General features: G+C 39.3%; 16 protein-coding genes. 9 read left to right on the top strand and 7 right to left on the bottom strand.

Translation table 11 applies throughout. The annotated features are described in order from the left end of the window. Window positions 1–2: 2 nt before the first annotated feature. From ACRCA4_RS13985 to ACRCA4_RS13975, 3 genes are all read left to right on the top strand, one after another. Window positions 3–278: a hypothetical protein gene (locus ACRCA4_RS13985; RefSeq protein ID WP_433189888.1), complete on the top strand. Its 276-nt coding sequence runs from the start codon at window positions 3–5 to the stop codon at window positions 276–278. 292 nt (window positions 279–570) lie between these two features. Beyond that, window positions 571–870: a hypothetical protein gene (locus ACRCA4_RS13980; RefSeq protein WP_433189886.1), complete on the top strand. Its 300-nt coding sequence runs from the start codon at window positions 571–573 to the stop codon at window positions 868–870. A gap of 8 nt (window positions 871–878) precedes the next feature. Continuing rightward, a complete protein-coding gene (locus tag ACRCA4_RS13975) occupies window positions 879–1,241 on the top strand; it encodes an MBL fold metallo-hydrolase RNA specificity domain-containing protein (protein WP_433189883.1) in 363 nt (120 codons plus the stop codon). Between the two features lie 59 nt (window positions 1,242–1,300). Here the strand turns inward: ACRCA4_RS13975 and ACRCA4_RS13970 are convergent, their stop codons facing one another. After that, a complete protein-coding gene (locus ACRCA4_RS13970) occupies window positions 1,301–2,068 on the bottom strand; it encodes an EAL domain-containing protein (RefSeq protein WP_433189880.1) in 768 nt (255 codons plus the stop codon). A gap of 123 nt (window positions 2,069–2,191) precedes the next feature. Beyond that, a complete protein-coding gene (locus ACRCA4_RS13965; RefSeq protein ID WP_433189877.1) occupies window positions 2,192–3,760 on the bottom strand; it encodes a cryptochrome/photolyase family protein in 1,569 nt (522 codons plus the stop codon). 280 nt (window positions 3,761–4,040) lie between these two features. Between ACRCA4_RS13965 and ACRCA4_RS13960 the strand changes: the two genes are divergently transcribed. Continuing rightward, window positions 4,041–4,364 carry a hypothetical protein gene (locus tag ACRCA4_RS13960; protein WP_433189874.1) on the top strand — a complete coding sequence of 108 codons (324 nt, stop codon included), beginning with the start codon at window positions 4,041–4,043 and terminating at the stop codon, window positions 4,362–4,364. On the opposite strand, the gene ACRCA4_RS13955 is transcribed toward ACRCA4_RS13960, so the two are convergent. Further along, the gene (locus ACRCA4_RS13955) at window positions 4,357–4,959 is read right to left on the bottom strand and encodes a DNA-3-methyladenine glycosylase I (protein ID WP_433189871.1); all 603 of its coding nucleotides are present in this window, start codon (window positions 4,957–4,959) and stop codon (window positions 4,357–4,359) included. The genes ACRCA4_RS13960 and ACRCA4_RS13955 overlap by 8 nt on opposite strands. A gap of 154 nt (window positions 4,960–5,113) precedes the next feature. Here ACRCA4_RS13955 and ACRCA4_RS13950 point away from each other — a divergent pair, with 154 nt between their 5' ends. Further along, a complete protein-coding gene (locus ACRCA4_RS13950; RefSeq protein WP_433189868.1) occupies window positions 5,114–6,052 on the top strand; it encodes an ABC transporter ATP-binding protein in 939 nt (312 codons plus the stop codon). Then, entirely contained in the window at window positions 6,049–7,227 is a 1,179-nt protein-coding gene (locus tag ACRCA4_RS13945; RefSeq protein ID WP_433189865.1) for an ABC transporter permease, read from the top strand. The genes ACRCA4_RS13950 and ACRCA4_RS13945 overlap by 4 nt, the downstream gene beginning before the upstream one ends. 63 nt (window positions 7,228–7,290) lie before the next feature. Here ACRCA4_RS13945 and ACRCA4_RS13940 read toward each other — a convergent pair whose 3' ends face one another. The 4 genes from ACRCA4_RS13940 to ACRCA4_RS13925 all read right to left on the bottom strand — a co-directional run bounded on the left by ACRCA4_RS13940 (window position 7,291) and on the right by ACRCA4_RS13925 (window position 10,407). Continuing rightward, window positions 7,291–7,500 (bottom strand): helix-turn-helix domain-containing protein, encoded by a 210-nt coding sequence (locus ACRCA4_RS13940; protein ID WP_313908178.1) that lies wholly within the window; start codon window positions 7,498–7,500, stop codon window positions 7,291–7,293. Window positions 7,501–7,538: 38 nt separating this feature from the next. Beyond that, window positions 7,539–8,150 carry a hypothetical protein gene (locus ACRCA4_RS13935; protein ID WP_433189862.1) on the bottom strand — a complete coding sequence of 204 codons (612 nt, stop codon included), beginning with the start codon at window positions 8,148–8,150 and terminating at the stop codon, window positions 7,539–7,541. 335 nt (window positions 8,151–8,485) lie between these two features. Beyond that, window positions 8,486–9,913 (bottom strand): L-cystine transporter, encoded by a 1,428-nt coding sequence (locus ACRCA4_RS13930; protein ID WP_433189860.1) that lies wholly within the window; start codon window positions 9,911–9,913, stop codon window positions 8,486–8,488. Window positions 9,914–10,011: 98 nt separating this feature from the next. Beyond that, complete coding sequence (locus ACRCA4_RS13925; RefSeq protein ID WP_433189857.1) at window positions 10,012–10,407, bottom strand: hypothetical protein; 396 nt, start codon at window positions 10,405–10,407, stop codon at window positions 10,012–10,014. A 55-nt stretch (window positions 10,408–10,462) separates the two neighbouring features. Here ACRCA4_RS13925 and ACRCA4_RS13920 point away from each other — a divergent pair, with 55 nt between their 5' ends. From ACRCA4_RS13920 to ACRCA4_RS13910, 3 genes are all read left to right on the top strand, one after another. Beyond that, complete coding sequence (locus ACRCA4_RS13920; protein ID WP_433189927.1) at window positions 10,463–10,756, top strand: DoxX family protein; 294 nt, start codon at window positions 10,463–10,465, stop codon at window positions 10,754–10,756. A gap of 64 nt (window positions 10,757–10,820) precedes the next feature. After that, on the top strand, window positions 10,821–11,774 hold the full coding sequence (locus ACRCA4_RS13915; RefSeq protein ID WP_433189854.1) for a glutathione S-transferase family protein: 954 nt from the start codon (window positions 10,821–10,823) through the stop codon (window positions 11,772–11,774). Window positions 11,775–12,045: 271 nt separating this feature from the next. After that, complete coding sequence (locus ACRCA4_RS13910; RefSeq protein WP_433189851.1) at window positions 12,046–12,672, top strand: hypothetical protein; 627 nt, start codon at window positions 12,046–12,048, stop codon at window positions 12,670–12,672. Window positions 12,673–12,686 lie beyond the last annotated feature (14 nt).

Below are 12,686 nucleotides of genomic sequence, written 5' to 3'. Positions count from 1 at the left end.
GTATGCGCTGGTTTAGTTGTTTTGCTCTAGTGTGTTATTTGTGCCTATTGTGTACGCCGCAAGCTTTTGCCGTGCAAGATTTGCGCATTGCACCTTTAGCAGACAATCAGCTGCAAGCCTTAATATCTAACGCGTATTTTTCTCATTGTGAACAGGTTAACCAGCAGGATGATAAGCCACCGACTGGGTTCATTAGCCAGCCTATAGTTATTCCTACACTCGTTGTTAATTCCGTTAGCGCTATGCTGGCGCAAGATTATCAACTTATATTGTTCTAACCACAGCAAGCCCGAGCTCCACCTTTAACGGCCTTTATTTTGTAATTTAAAAATATTTTATTAGCGGCAAATAGCCTTAATAACTTCTGCGCGTTTTGGCTGTGCTGTAGCGCGATTTTGAATAAAAAAATAACGTTCAGACTTAGCAACGCGCTAAGCGCTGGCGAGGTGGTGTTATGCAAGTGTTTAACTTTTCTCAACCATTAAATTTTATGCGTTATAAAAACCTAGCGGTATCGCTATCGGTGGTATTAATTGTGGCCTAGACTTTGCCGGTGGCTCTGTTATTGAAGTGAGTTTTCAGCAGCCAGCTGACTTGGCGCAAGTGCGACAAACATTAAGCCAAGCTGGCTATAATGATGCGGTTGTTCAGCTGTTTGGTACTAGCCGTGATGTATTAATTCGTATTCCACTGCAGCTAGATAAAGACCAAGCCGAAGTTGGCCAAGCCATTTTAACCGCTCTTAATGCTGATAATACGGCAAGCGTTGAAATGCGCCGGATTGAATTTGTAGGGCCCAGCGTGGGGGAAGAGCTAAAAAATGACGGTGGCCTAGCCATGTTAATCGCCTTACTGGGTATTTTAGTTTAGGTAGTGGCATGTGTAATGGTGGCCGTATTGTGCATCACTTAAAGCATAACTTATGGAAAAACGCTAACCACCTTATTTTTGTTGGGTTTCAAGTAAAAGGTACTTTAGGAAGGCGATTAATTGATGGTGAAAAACATATCAAGTTATTTGGCCAAGATATTGTAGTCAAAGCACAAATTAATACTCTAGGTGGTTTCTCTGCACACGCTGGACAAAAAGAGTTACTAGAATGGGCAAAAGCCATTGGTGGTCAACCACAGTTTTATTTGGTGCATGGTGAAATAGAAGCACAACAAGCGTTGCAGTGTAAACTGCAACGGTTAGGAATAACAGCTAAAATTCCTGCTAAAGGTGACATTATTAACTTATAAATTGGGCTTATATTTAAATAAAGTGGTAACAAAAACGTTGCCACTAATATCTTGGCAGATTAAAACGCAGCAAAATCAACTTCTGGCAAACATTGAAAGCCTGGTTTAGCAAAGTAATAACCCTGCATTAGCTCAACCCCTGCAGCTTGCAGCCATGCAAACTCTTCAGCTGTTTCTATTCCCTCAGCAAGTGCCGTAATATTTAAGTCACGAAACATATCAAGACAATGCTTAACTATAACTTGACGTACTTTATTAGTACCAATGTGACGAATAAGCTCCATATCTAGCTTAATAATATCGGTTTGAAAATCAGCTAATAAATTCAGGCCTGAAAACCCCGAGCCAAAATCATCCGTTGCTGTTTTAAAACCAACAGATTGGTAATACTCAACAACATCTTTTATGTGATTACTGTCTTCAACCTTTTCTACCTCAGTAAATTCAAACATTATTCTTTCTGGGGGAAATTGATATTGTCTAGCCGCTTCTAAGGTTGTGCGAATACAGCGTTCTGGCTTATAAATAGCATTGGGCAAAAAGTTGATACTAAGCATCGAGCGAATGTCTAACTTTGCGGCTAACTCAATGGCTTTAACACGGCACAGTTGATCGAAGACATAACGATTATCATTATTTACTTTAGAAATAATAGAATAGGCAGATTCATTATTTAAACCGCGCACTAAAGCTTCATAACCGTATATAGTTTTAGTTTTACAATTAATAATGGGTTGAAAAGCCATGGTAAAATCAAAACCTAATGCTGGAGTGTCAGCACAATTAGCGCAAATAATTCTATCGAAATGATTTAATTTTGATTCCATAATATATGGCCTATTATATTCTATGCAAAATAAGACTAGCAGCTATAAACTAGCAAGACAAGTATCAGATCAGCTTGAATTAATTACAAATTATTCAAATAAAGAAATTGATTTATTAGCAAGTTAAAGTTGCTCAATATTCTTTATGCTATTTTCAGCATGGTCAAGTATTGCTTGTTGTTGCTGTGCTGTTTTCTTGTTCCAGTTAGCATAAACCATACTGTTTCTGGGGTTTGAATTAAAATCTGTTTGATGTTTTTGCATGAAGTTCCAGTATAGGGCATTTAGTGGGCAAGCATCGCTTTCAGTTATTTTGGCTACTTTATAATGGCAATTAACACAATAGTCGCTCATTTTTTTAATATAGTTACCGCTTGCAGCATAAGCTTTAGACCCCACAATGCCACCGTCGGCGAATTGACTCATGCCGCGAGTGTTCGGTAATTCTACCCATTCAATGGCGTCTATATAAATACCTAAATACCATTTATCTACTTGATCAGGGTGTATGCCGGTAAGTAAGCAAAAGTTACCTGTAACCATTAAACGTTGAATATGATGCGCATAGGCATAATCTAATGACTGCGAAATTGCCTGCTGTAGACAGCGCATTTTAGTATTGGCAGTCCAAAACCAACTTGGCAATTCTCGCGTGGCTGCTAATGTATTAAGTGTTGCGTAATTAGGCATGTTGGCCCAATAAACTCCTCGTACAAATTCACGCCAACCAAGTATTTGCCGTATAAAGCCTTCTATTTGGTAAAGACTAATATTGTCCTGTTTTTGGTAATAACCTAGTGCTGTGTTTATCACTAATTGCGGGCTTAGCATTTTGCTGTTAAGTGCAAAAGACAGCCTAGAGTGATATAAGCTCCATTGTTTATCTTGGGTCAAAATATCCTGTTGAGCGGTCATGGCATCTTGAAATTGACCAAACTGCGCTAAGCAATAGCGGCAAAAAAAATCGAGCAGCTGTTTTGCTTGTTGGCGGTTAATAGGCCAAAGCAATTGGCTATCGGTCTTGCCCAGGGTTTTAATATTATGCTGGTTTAATCTGGCAATTATATCGCTAACATCATTTGCAAATAATAAGGGTTCAGGAATATTAGCTATATCACAATTTTTTAATTTATTTCTATTATTGGCATCATAATTCCATTGGCCACCTTCAGGTGTATTGTCAGCTATTAAAATATTAAATTTAATGCGCATTTTTCTATAAAAAGCTTCCATGGTATGGCGCTTACCAGGCACAAATTGTTTGGCTAAATCCTGCTCAGTTAAATAAAAATGCTCAGAACTACAACTTAAGTTAGCAATAGTATTGCGTTGACAAAATTCGTTAAGTTGTTTGCGCAGTCTGTATTCATCGGGTAACTGGTATTCAAACTTTTCAATTTTATAAGTTGTAAATAAATGACCTAATAGGTGAGGTAAGTCTGAATAAGCTTTAGTGTCATCTAAGGTTAAATATAAAACCTTATGCCCAGCTGCATTAAGTGCTGTTGCAAAGTGAGACATGGCTGCAAAAAACGCACATATTTTCTGCACGTGATGTACTACATAGTTAGTTTCTTGCTGTAATTCGGCCATAACGTATAGCGTATTCGGGCACTTTTGTTTAAACCAAGAATGCTGAGCATTAAGTTGATCGCCTAAAATAAGTCTTAAATTTTTATAAAGAACTGTCATTAAGAGTACCATTCTGTATGCACTATAGATCAGTCTATAGTTGTTTAATAAAAGCTGATTGACGCTAACAAAGTATAAGCGCTGCTTGTATATTGTTATATTCAACCATAATTGCTTTATACGTTTGTTACCGCTATTTGGCTCAGATATAGAGCTATTTGGTATAAAAGTATGGTTAAAAGTAAAACTATACTTAAATATACTTTTTTATTTTCTTGCTCTGTGAAGCTTTCATCGTAGAATGGGTTATTAATAAGACTGAAAAGTTGATAGCGTTACAATGAAATTAACAAAGACTTGCAGAAAAATTGATGGTTACACACAAAAAGCTGTCGCAATAGTTGAAAAGCAAGCAAAAGCTGATATTGCAGGTTTTCAATCACTTAGTTATAGCGCTAGCTTTAATAACTTTCCGGCCAGTTTACGGGTAACCTGTTTATTTACCGATGACAATGCATTAGCTGCAGCAAAGGCTGCAGGTGCCGAGCTACAATTGCAAAAGAGCGTACATAAACAGATGTTTAAAGTCGGCTTTGTTCTTAAAGAGCCACGCTATAATGTTATTTTGCAAAGCAGTGCACCTAGCGATACAACGGCTAAGTAATTCTTCGCTCGTTGATATGGCTAGGGTGTAAAAAACATTGTTTACTGTGGCTATTAATTAAGCCACAAGCCTGCAAGTAAGCATAGCAAATAGTAGAGCCAAAAAAGGTAAAGCCGCGCTGCTTTAAGTCGGCACTTATTTTATCTGATAGGGCAGAGGTCGCAGGGGCTACTGTTGTGTCATCAACCTGATTCATTATTGGTTTATTACCAACAAAATCCCAAATATATTGGCTAAAACTGCCGAATTGCTGTTGAATGGCAATAAAAGCTTGCGCATTAGTAATAGCGGCTTTTATTTTTGCTCTGTGGCGAATAATTGCTTCGTTTTGCATTAGCTGTTCAACTTTAGCGTTATCAAACTGGGCAACTTGATTCACATCAAAATTAGCGAAAGCTTGCCTATAGCCATTGCGTCTTTTTAATATGGTGTACCAGTTTAAGCCGGCTTGGGCTGACTCTAGAATAATAAATTCAAACAGGGTGTGATCATCATAAACCGGTACTGCCCATTCCTCATCATGGTACTTAACGTAATCGGCTTTAGTGCAATCTAACCATGCGCAACGTGTAGGGCGAACAGAATTTATCGTCATAACGTTTTCCTTGTAAGGACTCTATTTAAGCATAGTAAAAGTTGGTTAACTAGTTTGCTAAACATAACGGCTGTTATATTTGCTTGCAAATGATTGATATCGCAAATTTACAAAAATGATAAGATAACAATAAGTAAATAAATAGGGTATATCAATGCAGTTAATTGTTACCGCAATTAGTAAGGCTTACGCCACAGTTCAGGCGGTGCAGCAAGTTAGTTTTCAAATTAATAGTGGCGAAATTTTTGCATTATTAGGGCCAAATGGTGCAGGGAAGTCATCTATTATTCGCATGTTAGTGGGTATGACAAAGCCTGATAGTGGCAGCATTATGATTAGCTATCAAGATCAGCATTATGATCATGTGCCTCGGCGGTTGCTAGGTTATTTACCTGAGGATCGCGGGCTTTATGCGGATAAAAGTATTGAAAAAAATCTGCTGTATTTAGCGCAGCTACATGGCATCTCTAAGTTTGAAGCGCTTAACGAGATGGAGCAATGGCTAGAGGTGTTTGAATTAACCGATCGGCGCCATGATGAATTAAAGCAGCTGTCTAAAGGTAACCAACAAAAAGTGCAATTAATAGCGGCCGTGCTGCACAAGCCTGCATTAGTTATTTTAGATGAGCCTTTTTCCGGTTTAGATCCAGTTAATCAAGAAAAAGTGGTTGAGTTTTTACGCCAACTTAAAGCCCGAGGTATGACGGTTATTTTAAGTGCTCACCAAATGGCATTAGTTGAAAAACTGGCTGATCACATGCTGCTAATGGCGCAAGGCCAGGTTATTTTAGCCGGTACATTAGAGAAGATTAAAAGTCAAAGCCAAGAGCAAAAACAAATGAAAGTCGCCTTTAGTACAAAGGTCGCTCAAGAGCAGTTAGAAGCCTTATCTGGGGTAGAGCAGGTTGCCGCTATTAATGCTCAGCAATGGCTGCTAACCCTAAACCAAGCGGTTGGCGTATCTGACTGCCTAGAGCAGTTATTACAAGTTGCTGAATTAACGCAGGTGGAAATGGTTACGACTGACTTACATCAATTGTATTTAACTGCCATGGCTAAGTATCAGCACTCTGGAACTGAGGGGGTAGTATGATTTCTCGGCAAAGTTTAGTTGTTGCACGTTGGGAGTTCTTGCGATTTTTTAAATGGAAACAGCAGCTTACCTCTTATTTGTTGATGCTAGGTATCTTTGCTGCTGTGGCATCATGGAGTTATTTTACTGATGAAAGTCGTCAGCAGTATCGCATAGCCGTGCCTGCCGATTTTGCAATAGAAAATACCGAGCAATTTCAGTTTCAGCGGCCGAGTATTGATTTTTCTGCTCAGTTAGAACAAATGCAAGCAGATGATTCTTGGCATGCCATTTTGACAAAGCAAGAAGATAAAGTGAGCATTCATACCTTAACCGGAAAAAAATGGCTAAGTCAGTTAGAGCAAGTGTTGTTGCAGCATTACCGTAAAGATACAGCCAATAAGTTAGGGCTTACAGCCGAGCAACTGCTACAACTAGAGCAACCAATTAGTATTGAAACCGAATTTTTAGATCAGTCTTATAAAGGCAAAGATGCACCTGAAAAGATGGTCGCTATTGGTATGCTTATTTTGCTGTTTGTAGGTTTAACTACCGTATTTGGTTATATGCTTACTAGTATAACGGCTGAAAAGCAGCAGCGGGTTACTGAACAACTTTATGCCATATTAACGCCACAACAATGGATGGATGGCAAGGTGCTAGGCCATAGCTTTAGTGCCTTAAAGTCTATGCTGACGTCAGCCTTAATTATGTTGGTAAGCACTATTGTTATTAGCGTTTTTGCTAAAGATAAGTTTGATTTAAGTTGGTTAGATTTCAGTGTCATACTTTGGTTGTTGCCGTTTGCTTTATTAGGTGTCGTGCTATGTGCAAGCTTTATGGGCGCTATTGCAGCCTCGATTGATGATCCTAATACCAGCGGTAAAAGTGCGGTGATGATGCTGACTTGGCTACCTATGGTATTTACCTTTTTTGTTATCGACAGCCCTGCAGGTTGGGCCATGACGCTATTGAGCTTTTTTCCTTTAACCTCATTTGCGGCTATGCCTGTAAAAATGACAATGGTAGATATCAGTTGGTGGCAACCGCTGCTATCCCTAGTGTTACTCTTTGCTTCAGTTTGGTGGATGCGTCGTGTTGCGGGGCGAGTATTTCTTCGAGGAATGCAGCTATATGGCAAAGAGCCAAGCTGGACAGAGATAGTGCGCTGGGCGCTTAGTAATAAAACCGATTAAGCAGTAAAGGCCGCTAGCTTGAGATTGTTTTCAATGTCAGGCTAGCGGCTGGTTTCTTTGTAATTAACTTTCTGGCTCATACACTAAGATATCACCTGGCTGGCAATTCAATACTTTGCATATCGCCGATAACGTACTAAAACGAATCGCTTTTACCTTGCCATTTTTAAGTAAAGATAAATTAGTCATTGATACATTAACCTGCATAGAGAGCTCGGTTAATGACATCTTGTTTTTAGCTAACTCTATATCAAGATTAATTCGAATAGACATTTGCAACGTACTCCGCTTTATTCTGCACTTAGCATGACTTAAACAAGGTCAATGCTATGATCATTGCGAAAAAACTGGATAGCTAACAACAACAATAAGATAGGAAAAAGCACAATATTACTGGCCGCAAAAATAATGCTCAGCTGTAACAAGCACATTAATAACAAACCTATAGCGAAGGCTTTCATAATAGTGGTTAGCTCACTAAAGCGGGTTAACAGTAAAATGGCAAAGACGCCAGCAACAAGGCTGTATAAAACCAGTAAACTAATACCGATAATGCTGCCGCTAGTTATCCAGCTATCTATGGCCGTAGTCACTATTCCGGTTGCTAGCAGCACATCAATAACAACAGTGCTGTGAAACAGAGCAATTATCGTTGTCATTATTAATATCAGTATTGCTGCTGCGCCGCCATTTAGCTGCTCACGACATAACTGGTACAAGCCAAGATAGACCACAATCTCAAGCAAACCTATGATAACAAACAGCAGATCCCACGCATTCAGAGTGCTAAAGTCGGTAGCCATCAAGCCAATAGCATCTTCGCTAAAAACACCAGTAACAGCATAAACCCAGTAAATAGGGAATAAAACAGCTAGGCATACTGCGGCCATACCTGATATTAGGTTTAATTTTGTATTCATCATTTCTGTCCTTGTATGCACTAATAGATAAGGCTTATTAATTTAGCTGGTAACTTTGCCTTTATCAACAACTATTTTATGTTTATCGTAAAATAGTTGTTGGTGAACATTGTTGTAGATGAGTAGGTAACCGACTGGCCGCTTGCTTTGCTGTCATAAATTTGTCATGAGCTGTAACTAAACTGCTTCGCAAATTAAGTGCCGTTGCTGTTCAGTTAGATGAGGACTGTAAGGTATTTACTACTTGCTAGGGCCTAAAGTGTTAGGCCAAACACCGTTTTAATTTAGGCCCTAGCGCAGAAGCTGACTGATTATTAGGGTGAGTTATCCCTTGCAGCTTAGGTATCTTTATTGGCAAAAAGAGGCTGTTGTTTTAGCGCGCTTTCAAGGCTTTTCTCTTGCTGAGAAGGTTGCATTAGCTTGCTGGTGATCACGCCTGATGTCATTGCACCTGATACGTTTAATGCGGTTCTGGCCATATCTATAAGTGGCTCTATCGATATTAACAAGGCCACTATTTCTATGGGTAGCCCCATCGTAGGCAGCACCACTAAAGCGGCAAAAGTCGCGCCACCACCTACACCGGCAATACCAAAAGAGCTGATAACCACTATGCCAACTAAAGAGGCAATAAACTCGAATGTCATAGGATCAATACCCACGCTAGGCGCCACCATCATAGCTAGCATAGCAGGGTAAATGCCGGCACAGCCGTTTTGGCCAATAGTGGCACCAAATGACGCCGATAAATTCGCAATAGCAGAGGGCACCTTTAGCTGGTTAACTTGCACATTTATATTAAGCGGTATAGTGGCGGCTGAACTGCGCGAACTAAAGGCAAAGGTTAATACTGGCCAAATCTTTTTAAAATAATCTGTTGGGCTAACACCGGCTAAGCTTAGCAAGGCACCATGAACAATAAACATTAAGAATATCGCCACATAAGAGGCAACAATAAAGGCGAGTAAATTAACAATATCACTGCCGCTCGATTGCGCTATAACGCTGGCCATTAAGCCGGCAACGCCATAAGGCGTTAATGCAATAACCATTTTAACTAAACTCATTACAATGGCTTGTAAGGCATTAACACCATTGCGGATAGGTTCTGCTAGTTCAGCTTGTTCTAGCATTACCTTACGGGCGGCAATACCCACTAGCACACCAAAAATAACCACCGCTATAATTGAGCTAGAGCGCAGATTGCTTAAATCAGCAAAAGGGTTTTGCGGAATAAAACTTAGCAACATCTGAGGTACAGATAAGTCAGCCACGTTTGCGGCTTTATTTTGTAAAGTGTTTATTTGCGCGGCTTCAGGGGTTCCTGCGATTAAGCCGTTAATATTTAAATCAAAGCCATAGGTCACCGCAATCGCGACTAATGCCGAAAGGGCAGTGGTGAAAAGCAAAATAGAAATGCTGATAAAGGAAATTTTGCCTAAAGATCCTTGCTGCTCTAGCTTAACCACAGCTGCAATCATAAAAATAAACACCAACGGCATTATTAGCATTTTTAATAGGCCAACATAGCCTTTACCTACTATAGCAACCCAGCTTAAAACTTGGTTAATTACTTGCGGTTGCTCGGCAAATAAAAACTGCAGTAGCAAACCAAAGGTGCTGCCTAGTACTAAACCAAAAAGCACCCGTTTGGATAAGGTGTTTTTCTGTTTCGAGTGTTGTTTGGAAAATAAATAAATCGCGAACAATAAGCCAACAAAAATTGCTAACATAAAATATGCAGCAACTGACGCTGTAACTGGCATAGTATCCTCATCAAAATAACTAGGTAGCAGGATACTCTAGCGCTTAGCGAAAATTTAAGACAATACGCTTTAGCTATGACTTAGATGAAATAGTTATGCTAAAGCAAAGTGTAGGTAGGCTTAGCTGCTTTATCTAATAATAGCGAGGTTAATCGTTTTAAACCCTTGCCTTTATTGGTTAGCTTCCAAGCGAGATATAGATCTTCCGTTGGTCTTGGCTCAGTGAGTTCTATTATCACTAGCTCGCCTGAGCTAACAAAAAAATGCTGGCTGCCTTCGATAATATTAGCCGACCAGGGAATTTCATTTTTAGCAGAGTCATGCACTATGATGCTTCTATAGCAGCTTAACTCGTTTGGTTGCATAGTTTTGTTGATGCTAGCCAGCTCGGTTAATTTAACGGCCCTTATGCCTTTTTGGTTAGGCACAGGCCCTGGGGCGCCGATAACTAAATCTACCTTATCTTCTATTAACACCTCCCAAGTTCCACTCATTACTTGTTCTTGAATATCTATCTCTACGTTTTGATGCTCAGTTAAAAACTGGTTTATCTGTTGCTTAGCGCCAGGTTTTTTTATGGCATTAATGGCAGGTAGTGCAGAGTTTTTTGGTGGCTTACTATTAATTATTGGCTTCTTAACTAGACCAACCAGTTTTGTTCTAGCCATTACTATGATTGTTGCTATCTTTACGGTGCATATTAATAATGGCTTATTTATGAGCAACAACGGTTATGAGTTTGGTTTATCACTATTAGCTATCACTGTTGCTTTATTAGTGCAAGGTGGCGGTAAATTCTCTGTAGATAACCAAATTCAGCATGCTTTAAATACAAGTAAATAATTCACGTTTAACTTATTAAAGGGCCATCAATGAATGGTCCTTTTTCTATGCTAAGGAGGCTGTAATGGGCTTAATAGTAAACGGTAAATGGGTTAACAAATGGTACGACACCAAAAAGAGTGACGGTAAGTTTGTACGCCAAGCTAGTGTATTTAAAAATCAAATTTCAGCAGAGGCTAATAGCAAGTTTACGCCAGAAGCGGGGCGTTACCATCTGTATATATCTTTAGCTTGCCCTTGGGCTCATCGTACTATGATATTTCGCAAGCTAAAGCAACTTGAAGATGTCATTTCTTATAGTGTAGTAAAGCCTGAGATGTTAGATAAGGGCTGGGAATTTGGCGCTGATGGCGATCCTCTCTATCATTTAGATTATGCTTATCAATTGTATTTAAAAGCCGACCCTAGCTACGAAGGGCGAGTGACTGTACCTATTCTGTGGGATAAAAAAACACAAACTATCGTGAATAACGAATCTGTTGATATTATTCGTATGTTTAATAGCGCCTTTAATGAATTAACCGGCAATAACGACGATTATTATCCAGCTGCACTGCAAGCTGAAATTGACCAGGTGAATGCACGTATTTACGATACGGTAAATAATGGCGTGTATAAAGCCGGTTTCGCCACTTCACAAAGTGCTTATAATGAAGCCTACCTAGCCTTGTTCGATAGCTTAGATTGGTTAGAGCAGCGCTTATCTAAGCAACGTTATTTAGTGGGTGAGCAAATTACAGAAGCCGATTGGCGCTTATTTACCACTCTTATTCGCTTCGATGCTGTTTATCATGGTCATTTTAAATGTAATAGACAAAAACTTAGCGAGTTTCATAACCTAAGAAACTATGTAAACGAGCTATACCAAGTGCCTGGCATTAAAGAAACTGTGGATTTGGAATACACCAAAATTCATTACTACGCCAGCCATACTAGCATCAACCCAACCCAAATAGTGCCAATAGGCGCCGCTCAACACTTCGACGCCCCACACGATCGTGATCGGCAATATAATTAAAAAAGTTTAGCGGTAACCAAAGCCCCGGAATGGGGCTTTTTAATGAGCAGCTCAGAATAATAGCTATATAACTGCTAAAGATTGTTTAGGTTAGTATATTTTCAAATGGAATAAATGGTATTGCGATAAATTACTGCACTAATAATGCGGCTGTTATAGTAGTCTCAACCACCACCTTACTCAGCTTCAAAACTTTAAGTTTTTATTTCCCAATATGTCCTAAGTTGTTAATATAATGTTTTGTTGATTTTTATGTTGAAAAGGATGTTACATGATTAAATTCAGACTATTTGGCCTGGTAATACTTTTTTTAGCAGCTTGCTCGAAAAATCCCTATGAGGCATATCCTGGCCTCTGGGAGAGACAAGACGAAAACCGTAAAGAAGTTATTGAAATAAAACAAGCTGATGGCATTTTCCTACTTAATACCACTGTTTTGAAGGATAAGCATGATAATAGCAATAGCCACAATTTTAGTGCTCTAGCCAAAGTTGACGGTCAACTGAGCTTCAACAACGGTCTGAGCAACATTTTTTTAGTGTTGTCAGAAAGCGATACTTTAATCGTTGGAAAGGATAAGTATAAGCGTATCTCATCTAATAGATTAGAGGAGGTAAAAGCTGAACTAGCCAAACTCGAGCAGGAAAGAATAGCAACCCGGCAACAGGCAATCAAGAAAAGGGAACAGGAGCGTCTGGCGCAACAGGAGAACATGCAACAACGAAATCTAGAAAGAGAAAAGTGCCAAGCGTTGCTTGATAAAATTAATGTTGAAATCGCGGGTATTAAGCAATTTAGCGCCAATAATGCAAAATGGACTGCCGAATACGAAAAGATTAAACAAAAATATACCGAAATGGCTAAGCAATATGTGAATTGCAAGCCAGACTTTTTCTAAAACCTAATGTGAAA

The sequence above is a fragment of the Rheinheimera sp. WS51 genome (assembly GCF_050936095.1).
In the GTDB taxonomy this organism is placed as follows: Bacteria; Pseudomonadota; Gammaproteobacteria; order Enterobacterales; family Alteromonadaceae; genus Alishewanella.
The sequence above is the reverse complement of the archived record's forward strand: the minus strand, read 5'-3'. Positions and strand labels throughout refer to the sequence as shown.